The 17,052-nt window shown below is 55.8% G+C and carries 17 protein-coding genes; 4 read left to right on the top strand and 13 right to left on the bottom strand.

All coding sequences use genetic code 11. The features are described from left to right. Window positions 1-239 precede the first annotated feature (239 nt). From nucS to F4555_RS07885, 11 genes are all read right to left on the bottom strand, one after another. Window positions 240-1,040 (bottom strand): endonuclease NucS, encoded by an 801-nt coding sequence (nucS, locus tag F4555_RS07835; protein ID WP_004011680.1) that lies wholly within the window; start codon window positions 1,038-1,040, stop codon window positions 240-242. 162 nt (window positions 1,041-1,202) lie between these two features. Further along, complete coding sequence (locus F4555_RS07840; RefSeq protein WP_004011679.1) at window positions 1,203-1,649, bottom strand: DUF2550 domain-containing protein; 447 nt, start codon at window positions 1,647-1,649, stop codon at window positions 1,203-1,205. A gap of 8 nt (window positions 1,650-1,657) precedes the next feature. Next, on the bottom strand, window positions 1,658-1,975 hold the full coding sequence (locus tag F4555_RS07845; RefSeq protein ID WP_115325838.1) for a F0F1 ATP synthase subunit epsilon: 318 nt from the start codon (window positions 1,973-1,975) through the stop codon (window positions 1,658-1,660). After that, complete coding sequence (atpD, locus tag F4555_RS07850; protein WP_004011677.1) at window positions 1,975-3,411, bottom strand: F0F1 ATP synthase subunit beta; 1,437 nt, start codon at window positions 3,409-3,411, stop codon at window positions 1,975-1,977. Before atpD ends, F4555_RS07845 begins: the two co-directional genes overlap by 1 nt. 36 nt (window positions 3,412-3,447) lie before the next feature. After that, the gene (locus F4555_RS07855) at window positions 3,448-4,380 is read right to left on the bottom strand and encodes a F0F1 ATP synthase subunit gamma (protein ID WP_004011676.1); all 933 of its coding nucleotides are present in this window, start codon (window positions 4,378-4,380) and stop codon (window positions 3,448-3,450) included. A 25-nt stretch (window positions 4,381-4,405) separates the two neighbouring features. After that, on the bottom strand, window positions 4,406-6,037 hold the full coding sequence (atpA, locus tag F4555_RS07860; protein ID WP_004015214.1) for a F0F1 ATP synthase subunit alpha: 1,632 nt from the start codon (window positions 6,035-6,037) through the stop codon (window positions 4,406-4,408). Between the two features lie 55 nt (window positions 6,038-6,092). Next, entirely contained in the window at window positions 6,093-6,914 is an 822-nt protein-coding gene (gene atpH / locus F4555_RS07865) for an ATP synthase F1 subunit delta (RefSeq protein ID WP_004015215.1), read from the bottom strand. 27 nt (window positions 6,915-6,941) lie between these two features. After that, window positions 6,942-7,496 (bottom strand): F0F1 ATP synthase subunit B, encoded by a 555-nt coding sequence (locus tag F4555_RS07870; protein WP_004011673.1) that lies wholly within the window; start codon window positions 7,494-7,496, stop codon window positions 6,942-6,944. Between the two features lie 22 nt (window positions 7,497-7,518). Next, window positions 7,519-7,734: an ATP synthase F0 subunit C gene (atpE, locus tag F4555_RS07875; RefSeq protein WP_004011672.1), complete on the bottom strand. Its 216-nt coding sequence runs from the start codon at window positions 7,732-7,734 to the stop codon at window positions 7,519-7,521. A gap of 60 nt (window positions 7,735-7,794) precedes the next feature. Next, window positions 7,795-8,625 (bottom strand): F0F1 ATP synthase subunit A, encoded by an 831-nt coding sequence (atpB, locus tag F4555_RS07880; RefSeq protein WP_004011671.1) that lies wholly within the window; start codon window positions 8,623-8,625, stop codon window positions 7,795-7,797. 100 nt (window positions 8,626-8,725) lie between these two features. Further along, window positions 8,726-9,178 (bottom strand): Cg1360 family ATP-synthase-associated protein, encoded by a 453-nt coding sequence (locus tag F4555_RS07885; protein ID WP_255312865.1) that lies wholly within the window; start codon window positions 9,176-9,178, stop codon window positions 8,726-8,728. A 31-nt stretch (window positions 9,179-9,209) separates the two neighbouring features. On the opposite strand from F4555_RS07885, the gene F4555_RS07890 reads away from it, so the two are divergent. The 3 genes from F4555_RS07890 to F4555_RS07900 all read left to right on the top strand — a co-directional run bounded on the left by F4555_RS07890 (window position 9,210) and on the right by F4555_RS07900 (window position 13,010). Next, window positions 9,210-10,850, top strand: a complete 1,641-nt coding sequence (locus tag F4555_RS07890) for a sensor histidine kinase (protein WP_004018186.1) — start codon at window positions 9,210-9,212, stop codon at window positions 10,848-10,850. Between the two features lie 86 nt (window positions 10,851-10,936). Further along, window positions 10,937-11,425, top strand: a complete 489-nt coding sequence (locus F4555_RS07895) for a response regulator (protein WP_004011668.1) — start codon at window positions 10,937-10,939, stop codon at window positions 11,423-11,425. An 88-nt stretch (window positions 11,426-11,513) separates the two neighbouring features. Next, window positions 11,514-13,010, top strand: coding sequence for an SLC13 family permease (locus F4555_RS07900; RefSeq protein ID WP_004018182.1), 1,497 nt, complete (start codon window positions 11,514-11,516; stop codon window positions 13,008-13,010). Here the strand turns inward: F4555_RS07900 and F4555_RS07905 are convergent. Continuing rightward, complete coding sequence (locus F4555_RS07905; protein ID WP_004015223.1) at window positions 13,007-14,254, bottom strand: MraY family glycosyltransferase; 1,248 nt, start codon at window positions 14,252-14,254, stop codon at window positions 13,007-13,009. The genes F4555_RS07900 and F4555_RS07905 overlap by 4 nt on opposite strands. A 345-nt stretch (window positions 14,255-14,599) precedes the next feature. Here F4555_RS07905 and F4555_RS07910 point away from each other — a divergent pair, with 345 nt between their 5' ends. Then, window positions 14,600-16,237 carry a methyl-accepting chemotaxis protein gene (locus F4555_RS07910; protein WP_004015226.1) on the top strand — a complete coding sequence of 546 codons (1,638 nt, stop codon included), beginning with the start codon at window positions 14,600-14,602 and terminating at the stop codon, window positions 16,235-16,237. 54 nt (window positions 16,238-16,291) lie between these two features. Here F4555_RS07910 and F4555_RS07915 read toward each other — a convergent pair whose 3' ends face one another. Then, on the bottom strand, window positions 16,292-16,966 hold the full coding sequence (locus F4555_RS07915; protein ID WP_114989615.1) for an L-threonylcarbamoyladenylate synthase: 675 nt from the start codon (window positions 16,964-16,966) through the stop codon (window positions 16,292-16,294). Window positions 16,967-17,052: the final 86 nt, after the last annotated feature.

The following is a 17,052-nucleotide window of genomic DNA, read 5'->3' on the forward strand; positions in this document are numbered from 1 at the left end:
AGACCCTTCTCTTGACCCTGGCAACGGAATCGTTTCCGATTGGTTGCTGAATACAACCATAGAGCATTCTGATAAAAAAGTGAAGGCCCGTTAGTCGCTTGTGATAACAATGTCACTTACCAGGCGTTCAGTTTACATAAAAGTGCTGGTAGATGCCTTAATGCGAGATATTTCCTGTAATGGACAATCTGACAGGAATCTAAAGTTCCCAGGTTTTCCCCAGGCTAAAGCTGAAAAACCTAAAAAAGTCGGTTGATGCAGTCATCCATCCCTCGCAGGGCATCATAGTCAAGCAAAACACACCGGATACCCCGGTCTTCGGCCAGGGTACGCGCCTGGGCTTTGATTTCTTGCGCCGCGAAAATCCCGGTAAGCCCAGCCAACTCCGGCTGGCGTCCCAACAGTTCCAGATAGCGGGTCAACTGTTCCACCCCGTCAATCTCGCCGCGTCGTTTGACTTCAATCGCCACCGGGTGTCCTTCGGGGTCGCGAACCAGCAGGTCAACCGGCCCAATCGGGGTCGGCCATTCCCGACGCACCAGCCGCCAGTCCTTCCCCAGCACGGCTTCGACTTGTTCGGCCAACAGCGCCTGGAGATGTTTTTCCACCCCGTCCTTTTCCAAGCCGGGGTCAATGCCAAGACCAAAGGTTTCATCGGAATACACCCGCGAAATCTCGATGACCAGGGTCTCGTTCTTTTTGGTGGTCACCCGCCAGGTTTGTGCGCCGTCACCGGTTTCGGTAGAGCCAGCGGCGGGGTCGTCACGCTGGGAATCAGCCGCGCCAGCGGCGTTTTCATGAGGCGCAATTCCCGTTACGTCCGTTTCCCGGGATGGCACCTCATGAACGGGAGTTTCGCCCCGAATCACCTCCAGGCGACACGGAGCACTCATCCAGTTCAGCGGCTTATACGAGCCCCCATCACAGTGAATCAGCACCGAACCGTCGGCCTTAACCATAATCAGGCGGCGGGCGGGAGCCAGATGCGCGTCGAGGCGCCCGGAATAGTTGACTTCGCAATCCGCGATTACCAAACGCATTGCCCTAGTTTAGCAAAGGCCCGGCGCAGATTGCGGCGGGGCGGCCGGTGGCTTCGGGTTCGTTGGTTACGCCAGATTCAGAGATTCTGTTGGTTACGTTGGCTTAGCCGGTTTCGTTGGTTTCGCCAGATTCATGAGGTGCCAGCCGTCATACCGGCGTTTTCAGAAAACCTCAGCTGCCTGGGGCGGGACAGATTCCATCCAGGAAACCAAGCCAGAATAATCATGAACCCCCATCGCGAGATAGAAATCAGCGGGGGGTTCAATCTGACCATGTTTAGCCTGACCGGCACGACAGTGCAGAATCGCCAGCGTCTCGCCATCGGCTTCGCGTACTTCAGAGTTGAGAATTTCGAAATCCTGGCGCGTCCAGCGCACCGAAGAACCCCACTTCAGCGAGAAAAGCCGGTACCATTTCAGTAAATCCTCGGCATAGTGGCATACGCCGGCCACCCAGGTATCTTCGGGCTTTTCCCGGTAAGCCACATTGAACGAGCCCGCATTCAAGGCCTTAATCTTCAGGCGGGCGATAAAGTAGACCGCCAGGATACTCAAAGCAAGCAAAATGAAGACCAATACCGTAACCACGGAACTCGCAACATCTACCACGAAAACCCCTATTCTCCGCTCACGTTGGGCGGCGCGGAAAGCGTATCACGGGGGGTGCCAGAACCGTTATCCGATTCTGAAAGATCCGAGCCCAAAACCACCGTCACCGTGTTGTTATCAACCGAGGCGAAACCAGAGGTGACCGCTAGCTCCTGGGTTTTCCCGTTAGACGTGACCCGGACTTTGCCGGGACGCAGCACCACCAGCAGGGGTTGGTGGCCGGGCAAAATCCCCAAGTCGCCGTTCGCTGCGGGCACCACCACTTGGTGCGCCTCGCCTTGGAACAGGGTATGAGCGCGGTCGACAACTGCAACTTTCAGGGACATCACATTTCCTTCTGGAGTTTAGCCCAGGCAGCTTCGAGGTCCTCGATACCACCAATATTGAAAAAGGCCTGTTCCGGAATGTGGTCGTACTTCCCTTCACAAATCCGTTTGAACGCTTCGATGGTTTCGGACAGCGGTACCGTCGACCCGTCAATACCGGTGAACTTTGTGGCCATGTAGGTGTTCTGGGACAAGAACTGCTCGATACGACGAGCCCGAGCCACGGTGACTTTGTCTTCTTCCGAAAGTTCATCGACACCCAAGATAGCAATGATGTCTTGCAGTTCCTTGTTCTTTTGCAGAATCTGTTTAACCTGGGTGGCGACTTCGTAGTGTTCTTTGCCGACATAGCGCGGGTCAAGGATTCGGGAAGTCGAAGCCAAGGGATCCACCGCCGGGTACAAGCCACGCGAGGCAATGTCACGCGACAGGTTCGTGGTCGCATCCAGGTGGGCGAAAGTGGTGGCCGGCGCCGGGTCGGTGTAGTCGTCGGCCGGGACGTAAATCGCTTGCAGCGAAGTAATCGAGTGACCACCCGCCGAGGTAATCCGCTCCTGGAGCTGACCCATCTCGTCAGCCAGGTTGGGCTGGTAGCCCACGGCGGAAGGCATCCGGCCCAACAGGGTGGAAACCTCGGAGCCAGCCTGGGTGAAGCGGAAGATATTGTCGATGAACAGCAACACGTCCTGGTTTTGCACATCGCGGAAGTATTCGGCCATGGTTAGCCCGGACAAAGCTACCCGCAAACGGGTTCCCGGGGGCTCGTCCATCTGGCCGAAAACCATCGCGGTTTTATCCAGCACGCCAGCGTCTGCCATTTCGTGAATCAGGTCATTACCCTCGCGGGTACGCTCGCCCACCCCGGCAAAGACGGATACCCCGCCGTGGTCTTGAGCCACGCGTTGAATCATCTCTTGAATCAACACGGTCTTGCCCACCCCGGCACCACCGAACAGGCCAATCTTGCCGCCCTGGACGTAGGGAGTCAGCAGGTCGATAACCTTAATCCCGGTTTCAAACATCTGGGTTTTGGATTCCAGCTTGTCGAAGGTCGGGGGGTTACGGTGAATAGACCAGCGTTCCTTAACCTCGATGGTTTCGCCTTCCTTGAGGTTCAAGCAGTCCCCGGTCACGTTGAATACATGTCCCTTGGTGATGTCCCCCACCGGAACTGAAATGGGAGCACCGGTATCAATTACCTTGCCACCGCGCACCAAACCGTCAGTAGGTTTCAAGGCGATAGCGCGCACAATATTGTCGCCCAGGTGCTGAGCTACTTCCAGGGTCATGGACTGGTCTTCGCCACCCATGCCCTTGTAGTTGACAATCAAGGCGTTGTACATATCCGGCAACTGGTCGGGGGGAAACTCGATATCCACCACCGGGCCAATCACGCGGGCAATCCGCCCGGTTCCGTTTTTCTTCTCTTCAGCCATTGTTTTTCCTCAGCGTTTCCTAGTGTTTTTGTGCGGTTATTTCTTCGTTTCCTTCAGTGCATCCGCACCGGAAACGATTTCAGAGATTTCTGTGGTGATTTCGGCCTGGCGTGCCTGGTTCATCTCGCGAGTCAGGCCGCTAATCAGGTCTTGGGCGTTGTCGGTGGCGGAATGCATCGCGTTTTGACGGCTGGCCAGTTCGGCGGCCGCCGCATGCAACAATGCGGCGCGAATTCGGGATTCCACGTACAGCGGCATCACGGTTTCCAAGACTTCGTGGGCATTCGGCTCAAACTCGTAAAGTGGCAGCACCGAATCTTTGCGCATATCGGCCAAACCCATGCCGTCAATCTGGATTTCTTCGTCCGGATCAATAACCTTGATGGGCAGCATTTTGCGCACCTGAGGGACTTGAGAAACCATGGAACGGAACTTGGTGTAAACCATGTATAGTTCGCTGACCCCGCCCTGGTCGGCCGGAGCCAAGAAATCCCCTAACAGACGTCGGGCGATTTCTTGGGTTCTGGTTTCCGAAGGGCGATCCGAGTTACCTGTCCACGAGGCGGCGATTTCAATGCCCCGGAAGTTGAAGTAGCTCAAGGCACGCCGCCCCGAAACATAAATCACCGGCTCTTTGCCTTCATTGTGCAACCGCTCAATCAGACGTTCCGTTTCCCGCAAGATAGCAGCGGAATATGCCCCGGCCATGCCTCGGTCAGAGGTAACAGCCAACACCGCGACCTTTTTGGTATCGGTGCGTTCGGTAATCAGGGGGTGATTCAGCGACGAGTGCGCGGAAACCGCCGCCACCGCAGCGGCAATTGCGGAGTCATAGGTGGTAATTGATTCCGCAGCTCCGCGCGCCTTGCCGACTCGCGAGGCTGCAATCATTTCCATAGCACGGAAAATCTTTTGCAGCGTCTCGGTAGAGCGGATGCGCTGTTTCAGAGCTCTTTGCGAACCTGCCATGTCTTTTGCTTTCTTCCTCTAGGCTCTAGCTGCGGGAGCTGCGCGCCACAATCTGTTCCTCGGAGTGCTCGGCTTCTGCCTCGCCACCGATAGCATCCAGTTTCTTTTCTGGAACCAGTTCGTAGGTCTTACGGAAGGCTTTTACCGCCGTTTCCAGGCGCGCCACCAGCTCGTCGGGCCACGCCCCGGTTTCCCGCAGCTCCTTTAAGATAGATTCCTCTTTACGCAGGTAGTCCAGCCAGTCGCGTTCGAACTGCAGAACTTTGTCGGTGGCGATGTCATCAAGATAGCCATTGGTACCCGCCCAAATCGAGCAAATCTGCTCTTCAACCGGATAGGGGGTTCCCTGCGGCTGCTTTAGCAGCTCCATTAGTTTCTCGCCTCGGGTCAACTGGCGGCGGGTGGTGGCATCCAAGTCGGAAGCCAGCATCGCGAAGGCCGCCATCGAACGGTACTGTGCCAAGGTAATCTTGAGGGTACCGGCGACCTTCTTCATGGCCTTGACCTGGGCATCACCGCCGACACGGGACACCGAGATGCCCACATCCACGGCGGGACGCTGGTTGGCGTTGAACAGGTCTGACTGCAAGAAAATCTGGCCGTCAGTGATAGAAATAACGTTGGTCGGAATATACGCCGAAACATCATTTGCCTTGGTTTCGATAATCGGCAGGCCGGTCATGGAACCACCGCCCAGTTCATCGGAAAGCTTCGCGCAGCGCTCCAACAGGCGGGAGTGCAAATAGAACACGTCACCGGGATAGGCTTCACGCCCCGGCGGGCGACGCAGCAGCAGCGACACCGCACGGTAGGCCTCGGCTTGCTTGGAAAGATCGTCGAAAACAATCAAAACGTGCTTACCTTCGTACATCCAGTGCTGGCCAATAGCAGAACCGGTGTAGGGAGCCAAGTACTTGAAGCCGGCCGCATCCGAAGCGGGCGAGGCCACAATCGTGGTGTATTCCATCGCTCCCCCATCTTCAAGGGCACCCTTCACCGAGGCAATAGTGGAACCCTTTTGACCAACCGCCACATAGATGCAACGCACCTGTTTGCTGGGGTCGCCCGACTTCCAGTTGTCACGCTGGTTCAAAATCGTGTCAATAGCGATGGCGGTCTTACCGGTCTGGCGATCCCCGATGATGAGCTCGCGCTGACCACGGCCAATCGGAATCATCGAATCAATGGCCTTCAGCCCGGTCTGTAGCGGCTCACACACCGAACGGCGCATCATTACGCCGGGAGCCTGCAGCTCCAGGGCACGGCGTCCCGCCACATCCTTGATTTCGCCTAGCCCGTCGATGGGGTTACCCAGGGGGTCAACCACCCGGCCGAGATATCCGTCCCCCACCGGCACGGAGAGCACATCCCCGGTACGGTAGACCTCTTGGCCTTCCTCGATTCCAGTGAAATCACCCAGGACAATAGCGCCGATTTCGCGCACATCGAGGTTCATCGCCAACCCCAGCGTCCCATCTTGGAAGCGCAGCAGCTCGTTGGCCATAGTGCCGGGCAGCCCCTCGACGTGGGCAATACCATCAGCGGCCTCGGTTACATAGCCAACTTCTTCCGCCGTGGCGGCAGACGGTTCGTAGGACTCTACGAATTCGTCCAAGGCACTCTTGATGTCCTGGGGACTTATTGATAGCTCAGCCATCAGCATTCCTTCTTTTTCGGTTCTGCTCCAAGGGGTTCCCTGGAGTTTTATTATTTTAACTAGCCAGTTGCCGGCGGAACTGTTCCGCCTTGGTAGAGACAGCGCCGTCCATGACGATGTCTCCGCGCTGAATCTTTAGACCACCCACCACAAGGGGGTCAATAACCACATTGACCACCACGTCGTGCCCTGCCTGTTTAGACAATAAATTCACCAAACGGGCGTGTTGGGTTTCACTCAAGGGTTTCGCAGCGTAAATCGTGGCCATAGTGCGGGAACGCATTTGTGCTGCTGATTCCAGCACGGCGCGAATATCGGCGCTAATCCGCCCCGGCTGGGCACGCTCTATCACCGCATTCACGAGGCGCAAGGACAATACATCCACTTGGGAGCCGACGAGCTTGTTGAAAGCTGCAATTCGTTGGGCAGTGGGAGCTCGATGCCGGTCGGTCAAGAAGTTTCGCAAATCACGGTTCTTAGCGATAATCTGTCCCATCGCGAAAACATCGCGCTCCACCTGGTCAAGTTTCCCGTTATCCGAGGCGGTTTTCAGCAAAACATGCTTGCCTAACAGGCGACAAGTCTCACCCAAATCCGCCTCGTTAGACCAACGTCCCGCCGCGCCGACACGCATGGCTTCCAGAAGCGGAGCCGAAAGCTTCCCGGTGAAAATTTTGGTTACCAAGGCTTGTTTGTCGCCGGGAGTCCGTGCCGGATCTGTGAGGTTGCGCGCGAGCCGAATATCACTATCAAACAAATTTGATAGCGCAAAAAACTCTTCGGCGACCTTGGAGCCATCTGCCTCGGAGGCCTGACCAAGTGTCTTGTCCGCAGCCACCACCATAGTGGCCAGGGTTCTAACCGATGAGGCTCTCATGAAACTTTTCCCCTTTAATCCGACCGCCTAAACAGCGGCTACCTGCTTGTCCAACTCGTCCAAGAAACGATCCACCACACGCGCCGAAAGAGCCTCGTCCTTTAGCTGCTCGCCCACAATCTTTTCTGCCAACTGGGTGGCGAGACCGCCGACCTCAGCGCGCAGGGACTGTTCGGCAGCCACCCGTTCCGCTTCAATCTGGCGCTGGGCAGTTTCGACGATGCGCTTGGCTTCCTGTTCAGCTCGAGCCTGGGCGCGAGCCACAATATCTTCGGCCTGAGCCACAGCCTGGTCACGAATCTTAGCGGCCTCGGCTTTGGCCTCGGTCAACTCAGCGGCGATACGCGACTCAGCTTTCTGGGATTCCTCGTGAGCCTTGGTGGTTGCGTCCAAGCCTTCCTGTAGCTTCATCGCGCGCTCATCAGCCAGAGTGTTGTACTTGGGCAGCGCAACTTTCACGATTACGAACAGAATGATGGCAAAAATAATCGCCGACCAGACAATGTCGTACATCGCCGGCAGCAGCGGATTTTTATCCTCAGCTGCAGCAACGGCTGCTACTAATGAGTTCACGTATTCCATGATTGACTACTTCCTTGCCGATTTAGCGGAACAGGAAGCCAGCCACCAAACCAATCAAAGCCAGGGCTTCGACGAAGGCGATACCGATGAACATGTTCACCGTAAGCTTGCCGGCAAGCTCCGGTTGGCGGGCAATAGAATCCTGGGTGTGGCCAATCAAGATGCCCAGACCGATTCCCGGTCCGAGCGTAGCGAGACCGTAGCCAATGGTTGCAAGTACTGCTACACTTCCAGTCATGTTTTTCTTTCCTTTTTCTTGTTATTTCCCGAGTCGGTCGACCCGGGAAGCTTGTGTTTTTTAATGGGCGTGAACCGAAAGATTCACGTATACGGCAGTGAGTACCGCGAAGATATAGGCCTGGAGGAAGGCCACCAGAATCTCGAACAGCGTAAAGGCGAAAGCCGCCGCAAAGGTGAGAATCCCCAGGGGAGACAGCGTCGAAAGATGCGCAAACAGGAAATAATTCGAAGCACTCAAGGTCAGCGCCAAAAGGAAGTGCCCCGCAATCATATTGGCCAAAAGCCGGACAAACAGGGTGAAGGGTCGAATAATGAAAGTCGAAATCAGTTCAATCGGGGTCAGCAAGATATAGAGCACCCAGGGAACCCCCGGCGGGAACAGACTGGACTTTACAAAATGTCCCAAACCGGTTTCCCGAATCCCCGCATAGACAAACACGAACCAAGAGAAAACCGCCAGCAACAGCGGGAAACCCGGTTTCGCGGTTCCAGCCAAGTTGAAACCCGGAATAATTCCAGCGATGTTCATAAACAACACCGTGAAGAAAATCGCGGTGATAATCGGGGAATACTTGCGTCCCAGCTCCTGGCCGATAATCTCTTCGCTGATGTTCTTGCGGCAGAAATCAAAGCCCATTTCCATCAAAGTTTGCACCCGTCCCGGAACCAGCTTCGCCCGGGTCGCATACAACACCAGGCATAGCACCAAAACCAGACACATCACCAGACGAATCATCATCACTCGATCCATCCCCAAGACCGTGCCCTCGAAAGCAAACACCGGGGGGAACAAGTCAGAGATATCAGGAGCGTGAAACCCATCACCGCTAGCAGAGACCAGCACTGGAGCGAACACCGAGTCCAAACCCGAGGTCATGTGTACTCCCATCGACTCTCCTTTGAAGTAATCCTATTTCTTCATCGCCAAACCAACGCTACCATAAAAGCCCAATCGATTTAGCACCCCGCGAAAATTAAATTTCTAAAATTTAGGTTTCCCTTTCCGGAGCCTCTACCAGAGGCACCCGCAACCGTAACAAAGACACCGAAAACACCACTGCTTGTACCAAAATCAAAGCCAGCATTGTCAAAAACAGCACCAGCGGGTGCACGATTGGAAACTGGCGTGCCACCGCCACCAAACCCAAAAACAACAGCAACTTGAGGACAAAATCTGCCCCCATCCCCACCATCATCAAATCCGGTGCCCGCAAAACAAACCGATGCGAGCCCACGGTTATCCCTAACAGCAACAGCCCCGCTACCGCACACAAACCCACGGTTTGCAAGCCAGGAACCCCCACCAGGACACCCGCCAAAACCGCCGCTAAACCCAGGGTTACCAGTATCGATATCGCTGTAAGCCGCAAAGAACTCACGACGGCACGCCGAGTTTGAGACCCGATTTGAATCCCTGTATTTGCGGAACTTTGTTTTGACATACTCGTAGGGTACCACGCCGGTCGGGGCGTTGTGACCAAGAAAACCAGAGCAAAGAAGCTCACCGGTTCGGCCATGTATTTCCTAGCAAAAGGGCAATATCACCGCATGACGACAGGTAGGCTTGAAGCTATGGTAAATCTGGAAAAGCCGGAAGTGGAAACGAACCGATTCATCTTCGACCTGCCTTATAACGACCACCTGATTATTTCGGAAATCGTACGCCGTGCCGAGATTATAATCGGCCCACAGCCCCGGGTCGAATACCCCAAAGGGGCAAAACTAACCGTAGAAGGCCAGCCCATCACCAAGGTCATCCTGGCACTGTCGGGCGCGATTGCCTTGGAACACCACTCTGAGGCGGGAGACATCCTGATGCACCACGCCTCGACCGGCAATATCATCGGCCTGTTGGGAGCCACCGACATGGATGCCGCCTTTTTCACTGCCATCGCCACCACTCCGGTTACAGGCGTAGTACTGAGCCTGCCTCAACTCAACGAGGTAATTGATGCCGACAATAAAATCTCTAACCTGGTTACCACCCTGTTCCTCCGCACCCTCGATCGGCGGCTGCGCCGCGCCGAAGCCCTGCACATTGAACAAGCCGAACTGGCCACGCAACTGAACGTGGAAAGGGAAAACCTGGCGCGAGCCCTCAAACACCTCGAAGAAGCTCGCGAAGAAATGGCCGCCCAAGCCCGCTTCGCTTCGCTGGGAGAACTCGCGGCCGGGGTGGCTCACGAACTGAACAATCCCATGGCTGCCATCCGCCGTAACGCGGATTACCTCAACGAAGACACCATTTCCCTGTTGGAAACCTCGCCGGATTTGCAATGGCAAGAACACGCCTTGAAATCCTTGCAGCTTGCCCAACACGCCAAGGTGTTATCCACCAAGGAACAACGCCAAATCAAACGCGAAATGCGAGAAATCACCGGCGATCCGGTTTTAACCCAGAAACTAATTTTGGCCGGGATACACGACCTCGACCTAGCCAGAACCATCGCCGAGAGCGATGACAAAACCCTGGGCGTGGTGGAACTAGCCGCCGCAATCGGCACCAATCTGCGGGATTTGCGCACCGCCTCGGAGCGTATCGTAGAACTCGTGGCCTCCCTGCGGTCATACGCCAGACCCGACGGCGACCCCGTAGAAGACATCGATGTGCCCGAAAACCTGGAAGACACCCTACGGTTGTTGAACCACCGTTTACGAGCCGTAAAAGTAATCCGAAACTACGAGGAACTGCCGCGCATAACGTGTCGTCCCGGACAGTTGAGCGAAATCTGGACAAATGTAATCACCAACGCGGTGGAAGCCATGAGCGAACACGCCAGTGACCCCAACCAAGTTGGCAGCCTGACAATCACCACCCAAACGATAGGGGAAAACCGTATCAGAGTGTGTTTCCGTGACACCGGACCGGGAATTCCCCCCGAAATCATCAATCACATTTTCGAACCGCACTTCACCACGAAAGCCGGACAAGTCAGATTCGGCGGAATGGGAATAGGCCTGGGATTGTGCAAAAAAATCGCCTTGAATCACGGCGGTTCCATTGACCTGAAAACCGTGGAAAACCCGCAGGGAACTCTGGCAACTGTAGAGCTGCCAGTGAAAAGTCCCCAGACGCCGGAGCTGGTCGGGGAATTTCGCGAAAATACCCCGTAAGCACCTCATGAACCCGCGCCCCCGAACCAGCAAGGAAAACCCGTGAAAACACCCCAACAGACAAAAAGTAAGGCAAAATAGAACACATGAAACTCGCAATCTTAATTTTGGAAGACGAAACGGAAGTCCGCAACGCCATAGAGCGAGACCTAATGGGCTTTTCCAGTGCGCTACGTATCGAAACCGCCGAAGACGTAGCGGATGCCTGGGAGGTAATCAACGAAATCGACGCAGACGGGGACGTGCTGGCTCTGGCCGTGTGCGACCACCGGATGCCCGGCACCACCGGTATCGAATTCATGGGGCAAATGATGGAAGACGAACGTACCGCCCTGACCCGCAAAATTTTGCTGACTGGACAAGCCAGCCTGACCGACACCATACGCGCCGTTACCGATGCCGGGCTCGATCAATACGTCGCGAAACCCTGGAAAGCGCCCGAACTCCAGGAAGTAGTGCGCTCCCTCTTGACCGACTATATAGAACTGGCGGAAATTGAACCCATGCCCTACCTGGGGGTTTTAGACCCCCAGCGAGCCATGCAAATCGCTCGACACCACAGCGTAGCCGACTAGTGCCCAACCAGTAACCTCCCTGCGGTCGGCTAACAACGCAAGCCTAAATCACCTCAAAGAAGCGGAAACCTCGGTATAGGACTGTGACATGAACGCCAAAAAAGAATCCTCAGAGCCCTTGCTGACGCATGTGCGCCAACTCCACACCCCAACCCCGGCACCGCCAAAAGTGGTACGTCGGCGTCGACCCCTGAGCTTGAAAGCCAAGATTGGCCTTGTGCTGGGTGCCATCGTTTTCGTGCTGCCCCTGGCGATAGACATCCCCCACCTGGACGAGCCCGGCGAACGCATGCTGGCGATTTTCCTTTTGGCCATCGTGTTTTGGATTACCGAACCTATCGCGCTAAGCGCCACCGCCGTGTTGGTAATCGGGCTGGAAGTAATCATGGTGTCCGACCGGGCTCTGGTGGATCCCACCCTGGGCGATGCGGCCTTGGCAGACCAGGTGGCCAGCTATAAAAGTTATTTCGCTACCCTCGCCAACCCGGTGATAATCCTGTTCATGGGCGGATTCATGATAGCAGACGGGGCGGCTAAATACGGGCTGGACAAAAACCTGGCCGCCGTGATGCTCAAGCCCTTCCCGAAAAACGCCCGCCTCACCACCCTGGGGCTGATGCTGATTACTGCGGTGCTGTCCATGTTCATGTCCAACACCGCCACTACCGCCACCATGTTCACGGTGGTGATACCGATTCTAGCGACCCTACCGAAAGGCAAGGCCCGGGCGGGGGTGGCCTTGTCTATTCCCCTGGCCGCGAATGTGGGCGGTATCGGCACCCCCGTCGGTACCCCGCCCAATGCCATCGCCATCGGCGCGCTGGCCGAAAAAGGCATCACGATTTCCTTTATCCAGTGGATGATTCTGGCGATTCCCTTTATGCTGGTGATTTTGTTCGCCTCCTGGGTTTTTTTGTCCCTGATGTTTATCCCCAAAAACGCCGAAATCAACATAGAAATGAGTACCTCGTGGAATCGTTCTTTCGCGGCGGTTTTGTTTTATATCGTCGCGGGCACCACGATTTTGTTGTGGATGACCGAGTTTATTCACGGCGTGTCGTCAACCGTGGTCGGTTTCCTGCCGGTGGTGGTGTTGCTGAGCCTCAGGGTGATGACCGGCGAGGACATAAAGAAACTGGACTGGCCGGTGTTGTGGCTGGTGGCAGGCGGTATCGCCCTGGGTGAAGGAGTGGGAGCCACCGGTCTGGGCACCTGGATGGTCGGATCCATCCCCTGGGATAGTTTCAGTCCGATGCTGATAGTGGCGGTTACTTCCCTGATTGGGTTCGCCATCGCGAATGTGATTTCACACTCTGCCTCGGCAAACCTGTTGATACCGCTGGCGGTAACCTTGGCCGTGTCCCTGGAATCGGTGGACACCATGACCGTGGCGGTAACCGTAGCCATAGCCTGTTCACTGGGCATGTCCCTGCCGATTTCTACCCCGCCCAATGCCATCGCTTATTCCACCGGGGAAGTAAAGGTCAAAGAAATGGCCACCCTCGGCATAGTGGTTGGTAGCGTGTCCACCATTGTGCTGGTTCTGGTGATGCCCCCACTGTGGCAGCTCCTGGGCTTGGTCTAGCAAGGTTCGTGCTTGAAGTCTTCGGGCGGCTCGCCGTTGGGGTCGGCTTCATGAGGTGCTTTCCCCTCATGAAGCCAAACCGCACAATCCGACCCATCCCACGCGTGAACCGGACCGTGAACCGGACGATAGCGCGGATTAAACACCCGGCGGACTCGTTCCCGAGCCGCTGGCAAAATTTCGATAGAAACCACCAAGGCCAACACGGAAGCCACCGAAACTAAAGCCAGGACATAGCGCATCCTAAGCAGTGTCAACGAGGCAGCACCTAATGAAAACACCGCCGTCCACAGATACATCACCAACACCGCCCGCACCCTGGAGCGACCCGCCCGCGACAAACGATGGTGCAGATGACCAGCGTCGGCCTGGAAGGGCGATTGATGGTGATACAAACGGCGAATCACCGAAGCAACCATGTCAAACAGCGGAATCGCCAACACCGCAATCGGCAACAACACTGGCAAGAACGAAGGAAAAGCCTGGCGGAAATACACCGCCGCCGGATCAATCTGGCCGGTAATGATAATCGCTGCCGCCGCCGTGAGTAACCCCAGCAGCATCGCTCCGGTATCCCCCATGAAAATCGAAGCCGGTGAAAAATTATGCGCTAAGAAACCCAAGCAAATCCCCACCAAAGCCGCCGCTACCGTCGTCGCCAGCGAGGCATAAGAAGCCGCCCCCAAGGTCTTGGTCAGCGCATAGGAATAAATGAATAAACCCGCCGCGCCGATAGCCATCATCCCCGAAGCCAGCCCGTCCAACCCGTCCACGAAGTTCACCGCGTTAATCGCCGCCACCACCACCAGTACCGTCGCGATTAGGGAAAGCCTAGAGGAACCGATAGTCAAACCAAAAACCGGAAAGGAAGTCAACTGGATCCCCAGATAAGCCATGATTCCGGCAATCAGAATCTGGCCGGCCAGTTTGGTATACCAATCAAGATCCCAGATGTCATCCACCACCCCTAGCAGGCAAATCAACACGGTACCGACCACCAAGCCCTTAGCATTATCCCAGTTCACCGCTTGATTCAAGTAAGGCGTGTGCCCGGCAATAAACAAGGCCACCAGGAAGCCCAGCCCCATCGCCACCCCTCCCAGTCGTGGAGTTGGGAATTGGTGCACATCGCGGGCGCGCACCGGGGCAAGGGTGCCGGTGGCGATGGCGAACTGGCGCACCAACGGCACCGTGAGGTATGTCGCGGCCGTGGCCACCAGGAAAATCAGGGCATAGAACTTCATTTGTTTGACATTTTAGCTTTTACTTGCGCTAGCGGTGGTTTGCGTGGCCGGCGCGTGACGGAGCTGCGGGGAAGTTTGCGGGGATTTCGGGGTTTTCGGGTTTCGGGGATTCCGGGGCTCCGGGGTGTTTCGGGGTTTCGGAGTCAGGGGCAATCCGTTTTTGCGTCAGATTTACGGGGAAATCCGCAGCGGGTTAGCGAAATGTTACTGCTAATTCGGTTTTATTTATTATATCGCCAATGTCATTTTGTAAATATTTGACCCCTTCCCTCACCCCTCGAAGGGGTGTAGAGTGAGCGATGTTTTTTGGGTAGTAATTTTTAAGGAAGGGAAGATGAAGTCGCCATGGAAAAACCCGGAAAAACTGTTAGTAAAGTCTCAACTATTCGCGGAAAGCTGTTGCTCCAAGGTGTTATCGGAGTAATTTTGGCGGTAATTATTGGAATTTTATGTTTTTCTTTTGGTCGCGCTTATGACAGTGGCGTGGCTCGACAGAATCAATATAACAGTTCCAAGCTTGGCATTTCCAACGTTCGTTATGATATCATGGATGTTGATGGCTGGGTAGAAGGCCTGATGCGCCGGGTAAAGGACGGGGTCACGGACGCAGCGGCTCCAGGCAACGAAGTCGCCACCGGCACACAGGGAGTCAAAGACAATGTAGCAGCCCACATAAAACAAATAGATGATGCCGTGCTAACCGCTGCACAAAAAGCCGACAAAGAAACCCTGAAGGCTGCCTGGAATGAATACTGGCAAGTAAATGCTAACTTGTTCACGACTCTGCAAACTGTAAACCCACAGAGCATCGCAGCCGCTAACGAATTGGTTCGCGGCCCCCTGGCAGATGCCTATGGCAAAGTCAATGATACCGCCAGCAAACTCGACAAAAGCATCACTAAGGACACGGATGAATACGCCGTATACCTACAGGGAACTCTGTTGCGCTGGATGCCGGCCTTCATTGTGGCGCTAGTGGTAATGATTGTGTGCATCCTGGTGATATCTCAAGTAGTTTCCCGTCAAGTTTTAGCTGCCATCGCTCAGCTGCAACAAGCCACAGAGCACTTTGAACGCGGCGATTTATCGGTTCCGATTGAAGCCAAGCGCCTTGATGAGCTAGGCAAGGTTTCGTTGTCTTTGGAGAATGCCCGTAATTCTTTGGGCAGAGCCATTTCGGTGGCTTGCTCCACTTCCGGCGTAGTCGCGCAAAGCACCTCTTCCCTGGCCGAGAAACTTTCGCAAACCGCAGTGACTTCTTCCCAGGCTTCCACCGAGGCTGATACCGGGGCACAAGCCGCCGGGGCTGTTTCAGCAGCTATTGAAACTACCGCCGCTGGAATCGAAGAAATGAGCGCTTCCATCAGGGAAATTTCTTCCAATGCGAACCACGCCGCTGACATCGCCGGTCAAGCAGCCGAAGCCGCCCGGGAAGCCAATAACACAATCTCTAAACTCGGGGAATCCTCACAGCAAATTGGGGAGGTAATCTCTACGATTCAAGCTATTGCGGAACAAACCAACCTGCTGGCACTAAACGCCACTATTGAAGCCGCTCGCGCCGGGGAAGCCGGCAAGGGCTTCGCCGTGGTTGCCGAAGAAGTAAAGGACTTGGCCGGGGAAACCGGCACCGCCACCGAGAATATCTCGCATCAGATTGAAAAGATTCAGCAAGATTCCACCGCTGCGATTGACGCGATTACCCGCATCACCAAGATTATCGAGGATGTCAACAATGTTTCCATGACAATCGCTTCGGCGGTGGAACAGCAAACCGCCACCACGGCCGAGATGGGTCGTTCCGTCACCGAGGCTTCATCAGGCGCCAGTTCACTTTCCCAGCAAGTTGCTTCTTTCGCCTCCATGGCCGCCGGTGCCTCCACCGAGCTGCGTAAACTCAGCGAAGACGTGAAGGATTTGGACACACAAGTCAACGAACTCAACACCGAGATGCACAAATTCACCATCGAAACCACCAAATAGGAATTGCGAACCTAGGATGATGTGTGTGCCATAGCCGCGTATTCGGATGGCACCTCATGAACCCAAAACGGCACGAATTTCGGCGGCGGTTATCGCGCCGGCGCGCGCGATAACCGGCTGGCCGGCGGCATCAAGCTTAGTCAAGTTCACAATCGTGGAGGGCTGGCCACTGGGCGATTCGCCCGCATCCACATAAACCGCGACCTTGTCCCAGAAATACGCGGTGGCGGCGGAAATATCCGTGGCGGGGGGCGCTCCGTGGCGGTTCGCGGAAGTCACCGCGAGCGGGCCGGTCGCCTCCAGGATTTGCAGTGCCACCGGGTGGTCGGGCTGGCGCAGCGCAATCGTACCCCCGGTTTTCCCTAGGTTCCACCCCAGGCGCGGATTTGCCCGAGCAATAATCGTCAAAGGACCGGGCCAAAACGCCGTCGCCAGCCGCCGTGCCGCCTCGTAAAGCGGAGCCGGTGCCCCAAAAATCGCCGGGCGCTCCAACAAAGAATCCAAGGCCGCCACCCCGGACACCAGCACTGGCGGCGGAAAATCCTCGCTGCGGCCTTTCGCGCCCTGCAGGCGTTGCACCGCCGCCGGCTCAAAAGGAACCGAAGCGATACCATAAACCGTATCCGTGGGTATCACCAGCAGCTCACTGGATTTCACCGCCGCTTCGCAGGCGGCAAGTTCCGATTCCGACAAGGCACCCGACTCGGGGTCAACCCGAAAAATTTCCATACCTCTATCCTAAATCGTGGCTGTCAACCCTCAAATCGGAGGCTCGCCCCGCCAGCAAAACCCGCAAACCACTCAAACCACCCCCT

This window comes from Mobiluncus mulieris (genome assembly GCF_014204735.1).
In the GTDB taxonomy this organism is placed as follows: Bacteria; Actinomycetota; Actinomycetes; order Actinomycetales; family Actinomycetaceae; genus Mobiluncus; species Mobiluncus mulieris.

Coding starts and splice junctions, on each gene's coding strand:
- atpH (WP_004015215.1), bottom strand. CDS start 6,914: ATGAGAGCCTCATCGGTTAGAACCCTGGCCACTATGGTGGTGGCTGCG.
- F4555_RS07910 (WP_004015226.1), top strand. CDS start 14,600: ATGGAAAAACCCGGAAAAACTGTTAGTAAAGTCTCAACTATTCGCGGA.
- F4555_RS07900 (WP_004018182.1), top strand. CDS start 11,514: ATGAACGCCAAAAAAGAATCCTCAGAGCCCTTGCTGACGCATGTGCGC.
- atpD (WP_004011677.1), bottom strand. CDS start 3,411: ATGGCTGAAGAGAAGAAAAACGGAACCGGGCGGATTGCCCGCGTGATT.
- atpA (WP_004015214.1), bottom strand. CDS start 6,037: ATGGCTGAGCTATCAATAAGTCCCCAGGACATCAAGAGTGCCTTGGAC.
- F4555_RS07855 (WP_004011676.1), bottom strand. CDS start 4,380: ATGGCAGGTTCGCAAAGAGCTCTGAAACAGCGCATCCGCTCTACCGAG.
- F4555_RS07845 (WP_115325838.1), bottom strand. CDS start 1,975: ATGTCCCTGAAAGTTGCAGTTGTCGACCGCGCTCATACCCTGTTCCAA.
- F4555_RS07915 (WP_114989615.1), bottom strand. CDS start 16,966: ATGGAAATTTTTCGGGTTGACCCCGAGTCGGGTGCCTTGTCGGAATCG.
- F4555_RS07905 (WP_004015223.1), bottom strand. CDS start 14,254: ATGAAGTTCTATGCCCTGATTTTCCTGGTGGCCACGGCCGCGACATAC.
- atpE (WP_004011672.1), bottom strand. CDS start 7,734: ATGACTGGAAGTGTAGCAGTACTTGCAACCATTGGCTACGGTCTCGCT.
- F4555_RS07895 (WP_004011668.1), top strand. CDS start 10,937: ATGAAACTCGCAATCTTAATTTTGGAAGACGAAACGGAAGTCCGCAAC.
- F4555_RS07885 (WP_255312865.1), bottom strand. CDS start 9,178: ATGTCAAAACAAAGTTCCGCAAATACAGGGATTCAAATCGGGTCTCAA.
- F4555_RS07870 (WP_004011673.1), bottom strand. CDS start 7,496: ATGGAATACGTGAACTCATTAGTAGCAGCCGTTGCTGCAGCTGAGGAT.
- nucS (WP_004011680.1), bottom strand. CDS start 1,040: ATGCGTTTGGTAATCGCGGATTGCGAAGTCAACTATTCCGGGCGCCTC.
- atpB (WP_004011671.1), bottom strand. CDS start 8,625: ATGGGAGTACACATGACCTCGGGTTTGGACTCGGTGTTCGCTCCAGTG.